Consider the following 16,922-nt stretch of genomic DNA (forward strand, 5'->3'; position numbering starts at 1 on the left):
TGCAAGCCGCCCCTGCTAAGGGGCAATGGCGCCTGTGTCCGCTTCCCTATAATCCTGCCTTCAAGTCTTGAATCTAAGGCTTGGGGGCGACGGTTCGTGCCCTACCCAAAAAACGTGCGGGAGGAAGCATGCGGAGACTCATTTGGGCTGCGGCATCGGTTGCGGTCTTGACCGGGGCGTTGGCCCTGACCGGGCCGGCGTCGGCCCAATCGCCGATCATCATCAAGTTCAGTCACGTCGTCGCCACCGACACGCCGAAGGGCAAGGCGTCGGAGAAGTTCAAGGAGCTCGCCGAGAAGTACACCGGCGGCAAGGTCAAGATCGAGGTTTACCCGAACTCGACGCTCTACAAGGACAAGGAAGAGCTCGAGGCGCTTCAGCTCGGCAGTGTGCAGATGCTGGCGCCGTCCAACTCCAAGTTCGGCCCGCTCGGCATCCGCGAGTTCGAGGTGTTCGATCTGCCTTACATCCTTCCGGACCTGAAGACGCTGCGGAAGGTGACGGAAGGCCCGCTCGGCCTCCGGCTGCTCAAGCTCTTGGACTCAAAGGGCATCACCGGCCTTGCCTATTGGGACAACGGCTTCAAGCAGATGAGCGCCAACAAGAAGCTGGTCACGCCCGCCGACTACCAGGGCGTCAAGTTCCGCATCCAGTCCTCGCGCGTGCTGCAGGCGCAGTTCAAGGCGCTCAGTTCGCTGCCGCAGGTGATGGCGTTCTCGGAAGTCTATCAGGCGCTGCAGACCGGCGTCGTCGACGGTCAGGAGAACACCTGGTCGAACATCTATACGCAGAAGATGCACGAGGTGCAGAAGTACATCACCGAGACCAATCACGGCTACATCGGCTACGTCGTGATCGTGAACAAGAAGTTCTGGGACGATCTGCCGGCCGACATCCGCGACCAACTGTCGAAGGCGATGAAGGAGGCGACCGACTTCAACAACGCTCAGTCGCAGAAGGAGAACGACGACGCGCTGGCCGAGATCAAGAAGAGCGGCAAGAGCGAGATCATCAAGCTCACGCCGCAGCAGGACGAGGCGATGCGCAAGGCGATGGAGCCGGTCTACAAGGACGCCGCAGGTCGCGTCGGCCAGCCTCTGATCGACGAGTTCCTCAAGGAATCGAAGAGCACGACGAACTGATCCGGATCGACCATGAATGAAGGGGCTTCCATGCAGCCTGCGCGGAGGCCCTTTTTGTTGCAAATCGTTTCAGTCTGCATCTGAATGGACATTCAGGGGAGTTACATCTTCGTAAGAACGCTCTCTCTGTCCAAGTTGTAAGTTGCGCGTCAGCCGTCCGGCGCTCATCCTCACCGGCATCCTTCCAGAGGAGGTCCGTATGAGGAAGTTCACCATCGCCGCCATCGCCGTGCTCAGCATCGCCGGCTCGGGCGCGGTCTATGCCCAATTTCATCGCCCGTGGATGGAGCACTTCCGCCACGTCCGCATGAACCCGGAGGACCGTGCCGCCTTCGTCGACGCGCGGATCGCCGCCGTCCATGCCGGGCTGAAGCTCAACGCCGACCAGGAGAAGCTATGGCCGCCGGTCGAGGCTGCCGTGCGCGACTTCGCCAAGCTGCGCATCGACCGCGCCAACGCGCGGATGAATACGCGCCCGGGTGACGCCGGCAAGAACGCCGACACGCCCGAGGATCCGGTCGCCCGCCTGCGTCAGCGCGCCGAGGACATGGGCGCGACCTCCGCCGCCCTGAAGAAGATCGCCGATGCCGCCGATCCGCTCTACAAGACGCTCGACGAGGGCCAGAAGCGGCGCCTTGCCGTGCTGACCCGCCACCGTGGCCCGTTCGGCGGGGGTGGGGACGGCCCGTCCCGACACTTCATGGAACGGGGCATGGACCGCATGATGGAGCGCGGCATGGACCGCTTCCACGGCGACCGTTTCGACCGTGACGGCGGCCCGGACCGGGATCGCGAGGGCCGGCTCTGAGCCACCCCGTATTTCCCGAGGAATTAACCCTGGGATTGGCCTTGGCGAAGCCGCTGGAATCCAGCGGCTTTTCGCATTTTCGGGCCTGTGGAAGAACCTTGGAAAACATGCGCCACATCGCTTGCCATACCCGGATCGCTTTGCTAAACGACCGGCCTCGCAAGGCATTGACCGCCTTTCGGGCGCATAGCTCAGTTGGTAGAGCAGCTGACTCTTAATCAGCGGGTCCCAGGTTCGAGCCCTGGTGCGCCCACCATATAAATCAGGACCTTAGCGAGAGAGACCGTTTGAGAAGGCCGAACTAAAACGGTTTTTCAAACGGTGTTTTTTCGAGTTTTCGCTCGGCTGGCTCTCGATAATGTGAAGCGCCGGCAATCTTTTTCGGGAAGCGAATGAGCCTCGCCAAGCTGTTACAGGCACGACCGCGCCGCAACTGTCGGCCCTCTTGATCGTCGGCTCCGTGAACCATGCACATTTGCCCAGCCACCTTGGGGTGGTTTCCATCTGAATGTTTGACCACCTTGTCTATTCGCGAGGATCGAATATCAACCTTCGCTCCCCCAAGGTTGTCGTTGAGAACGAGATGGATTGGCTAAGTTTTCTGAAGTTTTTGCTGTCGGTCGGTACGGTAGCCTGCACGTGTCTTGCATTCGATCGCGTTCGTCGAGTTTTACGGAGGTCGGTCCTGGAGCGAACCTGGTATGGTTGCGACCGCGCCCGAGAAGAAATCATCGTTTCGCGCCGAGGCCCGCCGCAGCCGATTTTGATTCCACCAGACGTAGGTTCGAATCCTGCCGCCCCAACCACCAAACCCTCTGAAATTCTCTTATTTCATCGCAAAAATTGCGATTCCGTCCCACGAATTCCGACGCGGCATCGTTCGCAAAAATTCCCGTTCAATTTCAATGACTACCAACTTGTATCGGCGGCTCCACGCAGCAAGGACGCAGCATGGACTCGCTTGATCGCTAACGCATCACGCCGACTTATAGCTTCGCGGGTATCCGAACGTCTTCCTGGAGGAAGCCATTGTAGAGCTCTTCAGCTCTCTTTTTGATGATCTTTGCCTCGGCTTCTGAGCGTGCGCACAACTGATCGTTGACCTTGATCGTCGCGATGCTCAATTCATCGACGGCGCATTGCAGTACCAATGGTCATCGGGAATCCCAGTGGGGCCCAGGAAGGCGATTTTCGCGGCGCATCGGGATTTTGAAGGTGAATGATCTTAGAAGGGCCTCGGCTTGCTCTTGAAGCTTAGCGCGCACCGGCTCGTCTTCCGGGTCATTGCCGAAGAGGACGCGTTTCGAATAGCTCACGAGGTTATTCCTCCTGGCTTTCGACACGCACAGGGATTTCAATCACAGGCATGAGCGCTTCCAACGTTCCGCGGTAACGGCGCACGATGCGATTGTAGAGGTCGGTCACGCGGCGCGCCGTAACAGACACGATGAGCGCGTATTTCAGCTCCTGCTTTTTCTTGCTGTTGTGTCCTTCCGCGCGCGCATTGTAGTGAATTGAATGCGGGAGCATCGAGCGAGCGTCCCCGATATGTATTCTCGGCATGGAGGCAATTCTCCCATTCCAGGCGTCGCGGCGCAACTCGTCTTCGGCGACCGTGGGCCGATCCTTGCCGAAGAAGCTCTTCGATACAGCATGCGTTGCCTTGTCACGTACCTTGCCCGCTGTTCGGTCGAAAGATCACATCCAGACCCGCGCGCGTGTAGTTGCCTGGATGGTGGGGGTCGACTTCGGTCGCGTAAACAAGCGTCTCCTTGATCTTGACCAGCCCTTCAAGAGGTTCGTCAGGAACGGGGATTGGCGCCCTTATGTACTTGGATGCGGTGATCGTTCCCTCGAACACGACGCGGACGGTATCGTCATTGCAGATCGCAATTTCGGCAAGATGTTGAGAGGCGCGACCCCGGACCTCGACATGCGGGATGTCTATGGGTTCGGCGCAATGTACGAGCAACGCGCGAATGGCAAGCGGACTTAGGGATGAGCCGAGGTGCGCGCGAATTCCGACACCCATACGCAGGGTGCTGGGAGCCGCAAAGCTCCTGCCACCCGTGGGCCACCAGGCGTGGCTTCACCGGCAGAGGATCATGCGATGATCGGCAGGTTCAAGACGCTGACCGCGATGCTCGGCGGTGCCGCGGCTCTTATCGCGCCTATCGTTCTCGAGATCACGCCGCTCTACGTCTGGAATGCATCCGAGAGCGTACCGTTCGGCCTCTATCGTTTGCGACCGGTTGACAGCCTGTTCGTCACGGAACTCCTCGCCGTACAGCCACCGGAGCCGCTTGCAAGCTTCCTCGACCTGAACGGCTATCTGCCGGCCAGAGTGCCGATGCTTAAGCGCGTGCTGGCGCTTCCGGGGCAGACCGTCTGCCGAAACGGGCTCACAGTTTCTGTCGACGCGATCGAAATGGGGCAAGCGCGGGAGCGCGATGACCGCGGCCGACCGCTCCCGAAATGGCAGGGCTGCCGCGTCGTCGGCGAGGGCGAATTCTTCGTCATGAACCGGCAGTCCGCCAACTCGCTGGATGGCCGCTATTTCGGGTTCTTGCCGACATCGGCCGTGATTGGCCGAGCGTTCCCTGTGTGGACTTGGGAGGACTGATCGTGCGCGTGTTGAGAGTCCGATCTGCCATTCCTCTGTTCGACCGAGTGCGGCACCATTCCTCCGTCCCGACCAACAAACGCACAGCCGTCGCGCGCAGCGGCGGTCCAGGGCGGCCGGAAGGCCGGCGCGAAGCGACTTTACCCTGGACGGGCGCGCGCACGGCGGCATGCTTGTGCTTGTTCGAGAGAAGCCTGCGCGTTGTCGTGCCGCTGTTCCTCGTCCTGGCCGTCAATAACGCTACTGCTGTCGCCCGGATGCGACCTGCGGTGGCTACGGCGAGTTATCGAACTGGCGATCCATTTGCGGCTTTCGTCGAGGAGGCCTCGCGTCGCTTCGGCGTCCCGGTGCACTGGATACGCGCAGTCATAGACGTCGAAAGCGTTGGAGACGTGCGCGCCAAGTCACCGAAAGGCGACATGGGGCTGATGCAGATCATGCCGGAGACTTGGGCAGATCTGCACCTGCGGTACCATCTCGGCAGCGATCCGTACGATCCCAGCGACAATATTCTTGCGGGTACTGCGTATCTTCGCGAAATGCACGATCGGTATGGTTCACCGGGCTTCCTTGCAGCCTACAACGCCGGACCTGCTCGCTACGAGACGCATCTGGCCGGCCGTCCATTGCCAGCTGAGACCCAGGCCAATTTGGACAAGCTTGGACCAGTGGTCGGCGACGACATCACAGGTTCGGAGGCAGTTGCGAACCTGCAGCGATCGGCAGCGGTGCTCTTCGTTGTGCGGTCTGGAAGCTCGAAGACCGATGCACGGCTGCAGCCTGGGCGCCCGCCGAACCGGGCTCCGACGGCCGCTGCCGTTCACAACATCTCGGCCATCGTGCCACAGGCAACAGGGTTGTTCGTCGCGAGATCTGATGCAGGACGCCCGCGATGACCGAATGCGCAACCTCGCAAGCATTGGCGTGCGCTGGAGAAGAATGTGCGGAAAGGCGATGGAGGTGGGGACGCACGACAGCAGGACAGCTCTTCAAATCGGGCTTCGAGATACCGATGTACGGGGATAAGACGGTCGTGGCCGAATCTGGAGCCTGGTGCAACGACTTGCAAGGTCGTTGCCACAAGGGAGAGCTCCGATGAAACTGTACGTTGGACTGGACGTCGGCCTTGAAGAAACCAGCGTTTGCATCGTTGATGGCGAGGGTCTCACGGTTCGCGAAGTCAAGGTCAGCACGGAGCCAGAGGCGATCCGCTCCGCTGTAGAGGGCTGTGCGGATCGCCTCGATAGAGTGGGGGTCGAGGCGTCATCGCTAGGCTTCTGGCTGTATCGCGAATTGCAACCAGCTGGACTTCCGATGATTGTCGTAGAAGCGCGCCATATGCGCGTTTCGCTTTCGACAATGCGCAATAAGACCGACCGCAACGATGCGCGCGGCATCGCGCAGATGATGCGGCTGGGCTGGTATCGCGCCGTCCATGTCAAGAACATCGAGATGCAGAAAATGCGCTCGCTGCTGGCGAACAGGAAGCTGCTCAAGCGCAAGCTGATCGACCTCGAGAACCACATTCGTGGCACGCTGAGGGCTTACGGTCTGATGGTTGGAGCGGTCGGCCGCGGAGGATACGAAGCGCAGGTCCGCGAGCTCATCGAGCACAGCGATCCGGTATTCTCCGTGATGATCGAGGCCATGTTGGACGTACGGCGAGCGATCTTCGAGGGTTACGAACGATTGCATAAGGTACTCCTGCAGGTGGTCCAACATGATACGATTTGTCGTCGGCTGATGACCGTACCCGGCGTCGGTCCCGTTGCGGCTCTTTCGTTCAAGGTTGGTGTCGATGACCCTCTCCGGTTTGCGCGATCTCGGACAGTCGGCGCGCATTTTGGTCTGACGCCAAGGCGACACCAGTCTGGAACGTCCATCGACTTCGAAGGCCGAATTACCAAACAGGGCGACGTCGCAGTTCGCTAAGCGCTCTGCGAGGCGGCCGCTAGCTTGTTGCTGCGGGTCAGGAAATGGTCGGCGTTGCGGGCTTGGGGCCTGCGGATCGCCAAGCGGTCGAGCATGTTGTGCGCGGCGTCGCGGCTGCACGCAAGCTTGCGAGCATTCTGCACAGGATGTGGGTCAATGAGACCGACTTCCACGTCGGCTTCGGTGCCAAGGTCACGCAACGATTGCGCTTAAAGCCTGCGCAGTAACTTCTGTTGGATCACGGAGGATGAGCGCTGGTGCTGCAGCCGGCATGCTGAGAAGGAGCAACAATTAGAGATCCGCGCGCGCGGTGAGCGTCCCCTGGCGGGCCGCGAAACGGGGAATGTCCCCTATTTCTTGCCTGCTTCCGTCCTACGTGATGAGAGCGCCAGACTGCTTGGACAGCCCTGTTTACGAACCTGATGAAGAGCATGCGACGGCCATAGTGCTGAACGCGAAGGAACGCATGGACCCCGCCTGGAGAATGCAAACCGCGGTCGCGGCTTTGGTGAGGTGTGTGCGTTGTTGTTGCAAGGAGTGCGTGATGTTTGAAGTGCAGAAAGTCGCAGAAAAGCGTAGACGTGGATTGACTTTGCATGCCCGATTAGGAAGGCGAGATAAAAGGGGCTCGCCGGTCGAACCGCAAGCCATTGGCATGGCTTGGGTTCTGGCGTGCCGGTCAGTCGGGGCGCGTGCCGCGCTTTGCATTTTGACCAATGGAATCAAAGGCGTCTTCGGCACCATGTGCGATTTTGATCGTTGGCAGGCCTTGCCGTGAGCGTGGGCGACAGCGATCTGCGTATTCGGCCTGGACGCATCCGCAGTACCCGCGCGCCGAAGCCGAAGAGCTTCATCAACCAGGTGCTGCGGGCCGCGAAGAAAGCAGGACACACCTCGGGGCAGGCCGCAGCTGGCAGGCGTGCTGCAGCCTATGGGCGCTCGACGTTTGGCCGCGGCAGGCTGTCCTTTAGCCGCGCCAGATTGTTCAGCCCGACACGCCGCGTTGTGGTGAAGGCACGCGTGGTTCGTCACACAGGGCGAGCCTTTCGCTCAGCGCCGCTGACGACCCACATTTTATATCTGAAGCGTGACGGCGTGACCCGGAGCGGCGAGCGGAGAGATGTTCGATGCCGCCGGTGGCCGCACCGATAGCGCAGCTTTCGCAGAACGCTGCAAGGACGACCGGCATCATTCAGGTTCATCGTCTCACCCGAGGACGCCGGCGACATGACCGACCTGAAGGCCTTTACCCGCGATCTCGCCAGACAGATGGAAATCGACCTTGGTACGCGCCTCGATTGGGTGGCTGTCGATCATTGGAACACCGACAACCCTCACGTTCGTCTTCTCGTTCGGGAAGTAGATGAGGAAGGAGCGGATCTCGTGATCTCCCGCGACTACATCAGCCAAGGCCTGCGCTGACGCGCCGAGGAACTGGTCGCCATCGAACTCGGTCCAAAGCCGGAGCACGAGATCCGCAATTCGCTCGAGAGGGAAGTCACGGCGGAACGATGGACGCGGCTCGACCGAGAGATCCGGCTGATGGCCGATGAGACAGGCTCGATCGATCTTCGCCCGGAGAATCCCGGTAAGTCCGATCCCGAGATCCGGCGCCTGATGGTCGGTCGTCTTCAACACCTGGAGAAGATGGGCCTCGCCGCACCCGCCGCGCCAGAGGAATGGATGGTCGGACTCGAGGCCGAGCGCAGCTTGCGCGACCTCGGTATGCGCGGCGACATCATCGAGACAGTGCACCGCGCCTTTGCCGAGCGCGGAGAAGCTCGCGGCGTTGCCGACTTCATTATCGAGGGCGGCCAGCCGACATTCCAGATTGTCGGACGACTTGTCGACCGTGGACTGCATGACGAACTGACCGGCGAGGCCTATGCTCTGATCGACGGAACAGACGGACGGGCGCACCATGTGTGCTTTTGAGGGCTCGAGGCTTTCGAACATGCACCGCCGGTCGGCGGTATCGTCGAGGTCCGACGCTTGGGTCAAGCCGGCGATCCGCGACCGACCGTGGTGCTAGCGACCCGTTCCGACCTCGATCTCGGTGGGCAGGTGACGGCTAAAGGAGCAACCTGGCTCGACTACAGGCTCGTCGAACGCGACCCGATACCGCTCGCCATGGGTGGATTTGGCCGCGAGACCCGCGACGCCATGGAGGCCCGTACCGAGCATCTGATCCAGCAGGGCCTGGCCCGGCGGCAGGGCCAACGCATCATCCTGCAGCACGATCTCCTGGACACGTTGCGTCGACGCGAACTGGACGAGGTGGCAGCAAAGGTCTCGGTCGGCACCGGCCTGCCTCGCGTGAATGCCGCCTCCGGGGAGCATGTGGCGGGAACGTATCGCCAGCGGCTGACGCTCATCGGGACGCTTCGCCATATCGATAATGGGCTCGGTTTCCAGCTCGTGCCTTGGTCCCGCGAACTCGAAAAGAGGCTCGGCCAACACGTCACCGGTGTCGTGAAGGACGGCGGTGGAATCGAATGTGGCTTTAGTCGCAAGCGCGACCTCGCTGCCCATCGTCCCAGCTTTGGCCGCGGCTGCACCTGCCGCTCGTACTCGAAGGAGGTCTCTCCCGACCTCAGCACCTTCCGAACCGTGTTCCGCGACACCTTCAGGTCACGGGCGTCTCGCCCTTCCCCTGAGAACTCGGCGCAGTCCGATCCGTCGCGGGTGCCGTAGCGCACGTCCAGGAGGCCCCTGAGAGCCTTGGCGGGGGCCCATAGTTCGGCTTGCCGGGAAACTTAATTCCCGGTCAAGGCTGCTTACCGACCGTGGCCCATCCCAGCTAGTTGTTGCAACTTGCAGCACGTCGTCGGATTACCCATCGATGGCAGAGTCGTTCGGCAATTCGTTCACGATTGTGGAGGTGGCCTCAGACGATGCGCCGCCAGCGAAGCGGCAAGCCAAGTCAGGCGTTGACACTCGTCCTCGCGGCTGTCCCCGAAGGCTGGACGGCGGAAATTGTACCAGCGCTTGTTACGGAAAAGCAGCAAGGGCTGTTTCAGGAACTCAACCTACAACCCGGTGACGTTTACAAGCTCACTCCCGAGCGAGACAGCTTCATTTGGCGTCCTTTTATGCTAGACAATTTTCTTGCCGGGATGACATCGGGCCTGCGTTTGGGAACTGTCCAACTCTGTTCTAGGTTGCCTCGTGGACCGCGCAATGCAGCTTCGCCATTTGGAACAGGCCGAACGGCACGTCGCGCAAGGCGAGCGGAATATTGCCAAGCAAGAGGAGCGTATTGCGGACTTGGCTCGCCGAGGAGCGAACACAACCGAGGCTCAGAAGCTTCTAAACACCTTCTTCGCCATTCAGATGCAGCATATCCAGCACCGCAACCGCATCCTCACGGAGCTGGAAGAATAGGAGTTTGTATAGCGGCAACGCTTGCCTGAGATGGTTCGGTATTTGAACGACCCTTGCCGACCGACCGATGACAGACTCCTGCAAAGCAGCCCTCCCGAGCCGCAGGATCCCGGCCCCATCCGTGAGCCTTGTTCCCTTCGTTTTCGGCATTCGACGCGGGCAAGAAAAAGCTGTTGGGTCTTTTGAATGTCGGAGATGCCAACAGCCGTGTTTGGGATGACGAAATAGCGTGACCGAAAAGCAGCCCGTCCAAAGCCTTCGCCGGGGGGCGGCATGGAGGAAGCTCGACAGGCCGCGCAAGAGTGTGCCGACGATCCCGGGCTACATGACGAGCTTCGGCGAAGATGAACTAAAAGCCGATCCAGTTGGCGGCTCTATTTGCTAGCCCGATGTTGTCCCAGCTCGGACCTGGCGAGAGCGGCTAGTGCTAGTGCGCCACTATCAGGATCATAGCGGACCTCATACAAGGGAGTTATTAGTACGCGCCCTAGCTTGGGGCGATTAGGAGGAAATATTCAGACCGGCGAGAACTATATCGCAGTCCAAATGGCGACGCTTGGTTCATCGGGGCGCGAGCCGACTAGCGGTCATGCTTTTATTATTCATCAGCCCAATGCCCCTTCTGGTGGCCGCCTTTCTCACATTGAATTGGGCGAGCTCTTGCGTGACGGAAATGGAGTCGAACAGCAAGCGTTGCCGCGACTGATCGGAACACTGGTCGAGGTACCGCTGTTTGCCCAGGTCCGGAAGTGCTCCCCAAGGCTAGCAACAGACCCGCCGTTACTCAGTTCGCTAAGCTTGAACGCAGCTAGTCCCGGGACTCGGCGTTCTGAATAATCTCACCATTCAGCCATTCTTGCTCATCGGCCAAAGTCCTTCATGCGGTTTCTATGCGCTTGTACCGGTGGAAAGTTGGATCTCGGCAGCGCGCTCGGCAGTTCTCTGCATTTTGGAATGCTGCGATTGCTTCAAGCTGTCCTCCGTTAGGATGGACATGGGATTGGCCCGGCTCGCGATCAATGCAGTCCGGTCTGACAATTCTCCACCTAACGGGCTGTAAATCGGCCTAGCTAAAAGCAACGCGACGCTAGGTACGGAAGAAAACGAACCAGACAACGGCCATAGCGAGCACAGCGACACTTACGCTGATGAGAAGCAGCAAGAGGATCGAGGGCCCGGGTTCGGCTTGACGCGCTTCCAGGGTGTTTCGATAATGATGCCGTGCTTTTTCTTCACCATGGTTGCACCTAAATTTTGGGTGCTAAGTCGGCGCGGTCAAATACCGGGACAATCTCTACATCCTCGGTCAAGGCACCCGATGGCGTGTCTTCCGCAGCATGGCGCAACGCTTCGGTGCTTGCATCCAATCCATCGGTAGTTTCGTTCGCGCCGCTACCAGCGTCGTGACGACGTGACGGGACTTGATGGCCCGCATCGGCTTCTGTGTTGGGTATCTTTGTGGACATAAGATATCCTTTCGTTCTGGATACCAAGCTGTCCCAACGACTATGGTTACTACCCTGGCTGAGCGCCGAGCAAGCGCAGGCGTCTTTGTGCACACGGGAGGTTACGCACAAAGTTGGGTTCAATTATGTCTCATGTCACTGTGTTGTGCGCTGCCAGCGCACGATGAAAGTCAGGTTGGGCTACCGCCGACGGAAGCAATTCCTTATTGGCAGCAAGCGCGGATTGTGCGCGTCATGAGTGCGAGTGTAGCGCGGATGAATTTGGTCTGCCTACCGGCGGAATCTCCCCGTCCAGCCACTGCTGCTCCTCGGCGAGCGCGCGCCAAGCCGCCTCCATGCGTTGATAGCGGCGCGCGGCGGGGGCCGTCCGAGCCTGCTCCGCGAGGTGCGCGCAGTTCTCGGCGCACTCAAGATATTCGCGGGTACGATACATGATACTGCTACTCTCGACTGATGGGTGTTGCTCTCCTGCCATTCTCCAGATCGATGTCCGGCCGGTCAGGAGGGAGTTGATCCTTCTCAGGATTGCCCTTCCACGGTTCATTTGTCTGCTTGTGATGGGGGGCGTCAGTCTGCTGCCGCGGATCATCCAGCGGCGTCTCGCGCGGGTCTTCGTCTTGTGGGCGTATATTTTCGTCTTGTGGGCGTATATTTTCCATGATGGGTAACGGAAGCGGCTGGCGATCCGTTCCTACGGTGCATAGCAACAAAAAGCTCCCAAAATGCGTTTAGGGGGCATGCAGCGCATAGCCCTATCGCCTTCATTCTTGCCAGCGTGGTTCTCGCCCTCCCCTTGTCGGGAAGGGTGGCGCGAATGCGAAGCACCATAGCGCCGAGCAGTCCACCACAGTGGGAGGGCGAAGTAGTCCGCCATCCACACTTAGCCCGGCACTTCATCGGTGCTACGTTTAATGAGTATGTGTTCAATCTGGGCACAGATCCATGTCGGTGCGTGGGCTGGTCACCGAAGAGCCAATCTGCACTCAGGCATCGAAAGCTGCGGCGGAGCTATGCCAGACCATCTGGCGCGCCGTTAAGCGGCGGGTTCTCAATGGCATCGATCCGGAGCATCCCCAGAACCGTGAACCTAATGGTGTTATCGAGTTAGCCTGTTGAGAGTTGCCTGAGCCGCACCGCGTAACTTGCCTTGCTGTTGCATTAAAATGACGAGAGCTCCGCATGAACGCTGATCGTCACTACGCCGTCGCCTCTATCTTGTTTGATTACGTAAAAAGCCCATCCTTGAAGCACCTGCGTGAGCCGCATAGCGTTCACAAGGTATCGCGCGAGATTATGAAAGCGCTGGGTGGAGCAAGCTCCGTGTGGAAGAAGTGGGGAGAGTCGGCGAGAAGAGGCCGCACAGGCAGCGGCTCCATCTGGATACCCGTCGAGGACCTCCAGGCGTTTCTGAATACGTTACCCGGCCTGCCGTTGACGAAAACGGATGTGGAGCAGAGTCTGCGCGCTATTTGGGAAGAACCACATACAAGTTATCCCAAGGACGAACTCAGAAATGGCTGTGTCGCATTGTGTCAGTCAGACAAGGGAAACGGCACCGAGATGCGCGCGATCATTGGAGCGTTGCAGGAGCGCATCGAGCGCGAGGAAGACAGGCTTAGAAACGGAGCAGGAGCAAAGCTATCGGCGCTGGAGAGAGGAAGAGCGAATAAGGCTGGAACAGCGGTTTCTGTTGGGCGCGGATTGTGCGTGGACCAGAATCGAGAGATCCGAAGCATTCTATTGTCGCCGCAACGGTCGTGCGTTCCGCATCGCGCAGGGCAAAGACAAGCGCTGGACCCTGTGCCGGGTTGAAGAAATTGACGACGAGGGCGAGTTGCTCGGCACTTATCAAGGTCGCGGTGATGCGAACAAGGCACTGAAGAAGATTGCTTACGCTCCCCAGCCGCAAAGGTAAGCCCCCCTGAAGAGAGTTCACCAAAGCGGAGTCGGTCGAGATTTGCTAAAGAAAGTATGAAAAGCTTATCGTTTTCTGCCGACGTTGATCGAGGGCGCGTTCTGCAGTCGGATGAACTGGACGAACTCGAACCGCAACAGGAGATTGACGGCATGGCGAAGGGATAGCAACGCGGCAATCGCGAAGCCAAGAAGCCGAAGAAAGAAAGACTAAGGTGGTAGAAGACTAAGCGCATGAGAACGGACCTGCATCAGCGGCCCGATTTCATTTCGGGCTCGATTTCCAAAGCGCATGAGAGCGGCGCAGCGCGTCCCGGGTGATGTCCCGCCAGGGACGTCGCATCGGCACATAGATGGAAGTAACAGATCGTCGTCGCACATGGCTACCGACCGTAGGCTGGGACCCGTCTGTCAACCACCGGCGCCTATGACTGGGCCTTGGCCGGTGGTGGGGCAACCGCAGGAGATGAGGTCGTTTGGCCCCTGAGAACAAAAACGCCGCCCGCTTAAATAAAGCGCAGGCGGCGGCTTACCAGCCCGGGAGGGAGACTGTAAAATCCCGGTATAGGTTGGTCTCTTCGTGGAGTGCAGAAGTTCATCACGCGAACGAGAGCCAAGCTTAAGGTGGCGCCTGTAGTCCGGCGAGGTCAACCACCTGTTGATCTCTCCTGCGACATCGATGTGCCTGGCCTTTCGCAAGAGCTCTGCGCGGCGAACGCCAACGGGCAACTCCTTGACCTGTAGACTAGGCGGAGATTGATCGCCTCCTGTGCGAGGCGATATTCGAGTGTCGATGATTAGTGTGAGGGCCGTCGAGCCGCCATGTTTGATGCTCCGCTGCGGGTCAAGCGGGAGCGGAACTTGCGTTCACATCACCGTAATTGCTAAGGGCCGCGCGATGGCGGACAGTGCGCCTTTCGGTGCTGGATAGCGAGCACTTGTTTCGGCTCCCGCTAGTGAACTATTCGAGTTTCTGCCGCAGGCCGACTGCCGTCATGCGGTAATCGCTTCCGCGCGCGGGCTGGTGTTCGCCACCTATGTCAGGCTCGTAAGGCCAAACGCCGCCAACTGAGGCGGCCTCTCTGCGCTGGTAGGTTTACGTCGGAGCGCGCAGACCTGGTGAATCCAGCCACTTATTGACGATAACCGAGTTATCGATCCGGTTGGCCATCCGTAGAAGCTCGTCGCGTCGAACGCCATGAGGCATACCCTCAGCCTGCTTGCGCAAGTCAATTGCCTCGTCCTCTAAGCGGTATTGAAATATCGATGATTGCTTGAACATGGTGCTCGCTGTTCGGTTAGGCGGGAGCGCAATTGGCGTTCTCAGCACCGATAGAAGCCATGAGCCGGACGGTGATGGGCGTTGTTAACACTTGTGGCAGACCAGGTCTGAGCAATTTTGACCATCCGCTTGCGCGCACTCGGCGACCGGCCGGCGCGCCCCATAAGAGCACGAGTCGGTTAGAACGGCCCGCCAGGCGACGAGAATTTAGTGGTGGCTTGCCTTCAATATGCCGAGGCGTCCGACGCCGGCGGCCTTAAGCGGGCCTCCGCAGGAGGAACCACTGCGCAACGCTTTCGTTGTGTGCTCTCCCAACAGCAAAGGACACGATCATGGACCGCGAACATGTGAAGGGCGCTGCCGACAAGGCAAAAGGCGCCATCAAAGAAGGTGCCGGTAAGCTCACTGGCGACAAGGACATGGAAGCCGAAGGCAAGATCGACAAGGCCAAGGGATCTGCCCACAATGCGGCGGGAGATGTGAAGGATGCAGCGCGGGACGCCGCTGACGCCCTCAAAAATAAGCAGAAGAGAAGACAAAAACTAGCCGCCTCCGGGCGGCCCTCTCTTTCTGGTGGGCAGACGGCTTCTTGGATCTTTGTTCCGAAATGGCGCGAGGCTTGGAAAGGCCCGTCTCGCCCCGACCCTCAATTTTCGTGTGCGCCGGCCATTCGCTGCTCTTCCTTACTGAGGTTTTCAGCCACCAAGCGTGAGGGAGCGTTTGCATCCTATAGGAACAGCTAGTCAATGCTTGCGTTGGCCGCCACGAACTCTGCTCAGGAAGATTCGAATGCGGAGAGAGCGTTGGATTGGTGATCGACGCTTTGGCGTCAATTACTTTGATGGCACGTATCTGCACGCAGATCCTTTCAAACGCCTCGATTGACCTGCAAGGTGTGCCGATATCCGATCCGTCTCTGCTTATGGTCTCGGAGAACAGCCCGTATATGTGAGTGCTAGGCCGCTCTAACGCTGCTGGTACGCCCTAAGCGTACGGTGGCACGTTCACTAGCGTACCTATCAGGCGCAGAAGGGCCTGGTGCTCGGGTCCTTTCGGCTCACTTCGCAAGAAATCGCCGAGTTCAATGTGTGTCAGTCGGCCGCCAGGAGGCGCATTTGGCTGATGAATGATGAAAGCATGTCCATTGGCCGGCTCGCGTCCCAGAAACCAAGCGTCGCCGTTGGTATCACGATATAGCTCACGTCGTTCGCTCATCTGACGCTCCTTGTGGGCTAAACCTTCAAAATTCATCTGGTCAGTTTCCCCGATCGCAGATCGCGGCGGCGGAGAAGTGCCTGCGTATCAGCTAAGCCCGATTCCTCTGCTTACCTCGCGGGCTTCTCCTGGCGCGAGCCCAACAGTCAGGCCGAGCGCTGAAGCTTGCTCCCCGGCGGTGCCCCCGCGATCGATTAGTTTGGCGGTCCATCCCTCAGGGATGGCATCCAAGACGAGCTGAACGGCCTCTTCTTCCGTACCGGCTGCTAACCAAAACCGGCACTCGCCATCGTCAGTAGTGACCTGCAGCAGATGCGCTTCCATGCATGTGAACAGCCAAAGCCATACTTTGTTGCTATCCCCCTACTCGCGCCGCACGTCCTAGGGCGGCTCTGCCTACGTGAGCCACGGTGGCGGCTTCCAGGGATCGAGCCCAGGAAGCACCGCGGCGGCATTAACGAGACGTTCGACAAGGTCCCGCGCCGGCTTCGAGGCGGCATGGCAGAGGTGGCTGGCAACGCGGTCCGAGATCGATTACGAGGCTTGGCGCAGCTAGCGCGACTGGACCGCCTGGAAGAACTGCATGCACAGGCGGCTCTGCCGTTGCCGACTCAACGGCCGGACGGGAACGCCCGCTGCTCTTGCGGTGAGATGGTCACCATCCGCACTCTGGATGGCCTGAGGCCGCGCTGAGGAACCGGCAAAAGAGGTTTGTGATCGATGGCGAGGCCGTGATCCTGAGTTTGCCGCCCTTGGCTCCGGAATGACGCCTAGTTGGTTCTCCAACCGTACAGGTCGGCCCAGAGCGGTTCGGACTTGTCGAGGAAATCGGTGAAAGCGGCGCTCTCGAGAACTTCAATCTCGCGGGGCTCGTTGTTGTGAAGTTGTGCTGGTAGCTGAGCCGGCCACTGACCACTGCGAAGCGGACAGCGAGCTCGCCGAGAAACGCTTGTTGCCCTGGCGTAAGGCGGGGCCCACGCTGATGCAGCATCAAAGCCGGTCACTTCAGCGAACGTGGGCAGCCGGCCATCCGGCGACACGGGAAGCGGAAGGTGAGCGACATTGAGCATGTCACTCAGAAGGTTAAGGTGCTTTCTATTTTGGTTTGCCCGCGACGTGGGAGCACGACGAACCTGTTTCTGTTTTTTTAAACGAA

13 protein-coding genes, 1 tRNA gene and 2 pseudogenes are annotated in these 16,922 nt (G+C 59.5%); 11 read left to right on the plus strand and 5 right to left on the minus strand.

The features are described from left to right. The first annotated feature begins 128 nt into the window (after window positions 1–128). From BJ6T_RS14585 to BJ6T_RS14595, 3 genes are all read left to right on the plus strand, one after another. Window positions 129–1,142: a TRAP transporter substrate-binding protein gene (locus BJ6T_RS14585; protein ID WP_014493148.1), complete on the plus strand. Its 1,014-nt coding sequence runs from the start codon at window positions 129–131 to the stop codon at window positions 1,140–1,142. A gap of 199 nt (window positions 1,143–1,341) precedes the next feature. Then, window positions 1,342–1,950: a Spy/CpxP family protein refolding chaperone gene (locus BJ6T_RS14590; RefSeq protein ID WP_014493149.1), complete on the plus strand. Its 609-nt coding sequence runs from the start codon at window positions 1,342–1,344 to the stop codon at window positions 1,948–1,950. A 180-nt stretch (window positions 1,951–2,130) separates the two neighbouring features. Next, window positions 2,131–2,206: transfer RNA gene (locus BJ6T_RS14595), tRNA-Lys, on the plus strand. A gap of 1,064 nt (window positions 2,207–3,270) precedes the next feature. Here BJ6T_RS14595 and BJ6T_RS14600 read toward each other — a convergent pair. After that, entirely contained in the window at window positions 3,271–3,480 is a 210-nt protein-coding gene (locus BJ6T_RS14600; RefSeq protein ID WP_014493150.1) for a hypothetical protein, read from the minus strand. A 136-nt stretch (window positions 3,481–3,616) separates the two neighbouring features. After that, window positions 3,617–3,982, minus strand: a complete 366-nt coding sequence (locus BJ6T_RS45545; RefSeq protein WP_014493151.1) for a hypothetical protein — start codon at window positions 3,980–3,982, stop codon at window positions 3,617–3,619. 78 nt (window positions 3,983–4,060) lie between these two features. On the opposite strand from BJ6T_RS45545, the gene BJ6T_RS14610 reads away from it, so the two are divergent. From BJ6T_RS14610 to BJ6T_RS14640, 6 genes and pseudogenes are all read left to right on the plus strand, one after another. Continuing rightward, window positions 4,061–4,573, plus strand: coding sequence for a S26 family signal peptidase (locus BJ6T_RS14610; RefSeq protein ID WP_014493152.1), 513 nt, complete (start codon window positions 4,061–4,063; stop codon window positions 4,571–4,573). Between the two features lie 179 nt (window positions 4,574–4,752). After that, window positions 4,753–5,469 (plus strand): lytic transglycosylase domain-containing protein, encoded by a 717-nt coding sequence (locus tag BJ6T_RS14615; protein WP_014493153.1) that lies wholly within the window; start codon window positions 4,753–4,755, stop codon window positions 5,467–5,469. Between the two features lie 199 nt (window positions 5,470–5,668). Beyond that, a pseudogene (locus BJ6T_RS14620) lies at window positions 5,669–6,732 on the plus strand (IS110 family RNA-guided transposase). Between the two features lie 317 nt (window positions 6,733–7,049). Continuing rightward, window positions 7,050–7,283, plus strand: a complete 234-nt coding sequence (locus BJ6T_RS45550; protein WP_141379031.1) for a hypothetical protein — start codon at window positions 7,050–7,052, stop codon at window positions 7,281–7,283. After that, window positions 7,280–9,028, plus strand: a pseudogene (locus BJ6T_RS43345) (relaxase/mobilization nuclease domain-containing protein); the annotation flags it as partial. The gene BJ6T_RS45550 and the pseudogene BJ6T_RS43345, both read left to right, overlap by 4 nt. Before the next feature lie 657 nt (window positions 9,029–9,685). After that, window positions 9,686–9,889 carry a hypothetical protein gene (locus BJ6T_RS14640; RefSeq protein ID WP_018640766.1) on the plus strand — a complete coding sequence of 68 codons (204 nt, stop codon included), beginning with the start codon at window positions 9,686–9,688 and terminating at the stop codon, window positions 9,887–9,889. A 1,247-nt stretch (window positions 9,890–11,136) separates the two neighbouring features. Here BJ6T_RS14640 and BJ6T_RS45555 read toward each other — a convergent pair. Both BJ6T_RS45555 and BJ6T_RS48255 read right to left on the minus strand, forming a co-directional pair. Next, window positions 11,137–11,355, minus strand: coding sequence for a hypothetical protein (locus BJ6T_RS45555; protein ID WP_141379029.1), 219 nt, complete (start codon window positions 11,353–11,355; stop codon window positions 11,137–11,139). A 232-nt stretch (window positions 11,356–11,587) separates the two neighbouring features. Then, window positions 11,588–11,788 (minus strand): hypothetical protein, encoded by a 201-nt coding sequence (locus tag BJ6T_RS48255; RefSeq protein WP_014493160.1) that lies wholly within the window; start codon window positions 11,786–11,788, stop codon window positions 11,588–11,590. A 746-nt stretch (window positions 11,789–12,534) separates the two neighbouring features. On the opposite strand from BJ6T_RS48255, the gene BJ6T_RS43365 reads away from it, so the two are divergent. After that, entirely contained in the window at window positions 12,535–13,167 is a 633-nt protein-coding gene (locus BJ6T_RS43365) for a hypothetical protein (protein WP_014493162.1), read from the plus strand. Window positions 13,168–14,883: 1,716 nt separating this feature from the next. Then, window positions 14,884–15,294, plus strand: a complete 411-nt coding sequence (locus BJ6T_RS49605; protein ID WP_014493164.1) for a CsbD family protein — start codon at window positions 14,884–14,886, stop codon at window positions 15,292–15,294. A 241-nt stretch (window positions 15,295–15,535) separates the two neighbouring features. Here the strand turns inward: BJ6T_RS49605 and BJ6T_RS43375 are convergent, their stop codons facing one another. After that, on the minus strand, window positions 15,536–15,802 hold the full coding sequence (locus BJ6T_RS43375) for a hypothetical protein (protein ID WP_225895072.1): 267 nt from the start codon (window positions 15,800–15,802) through the stop codon (window positions 15,536–15,538). Window positions 15,803–16,922 lie beyond the last annotated feature (1,120 nt).

Origin of the sequence: Bradyrhizobium japonicum USDA 6, from assembly GCF_000284375.1 — a bacterium.
In the GTDB taxonomy this organism is placed as follows: Bacteria; Pseudomonadota; Alphaproteobacteria; order Rhizobiales; family Xanthobacteraceae; genus Bradyrhizobium; species Bradyrhizobium japonicum.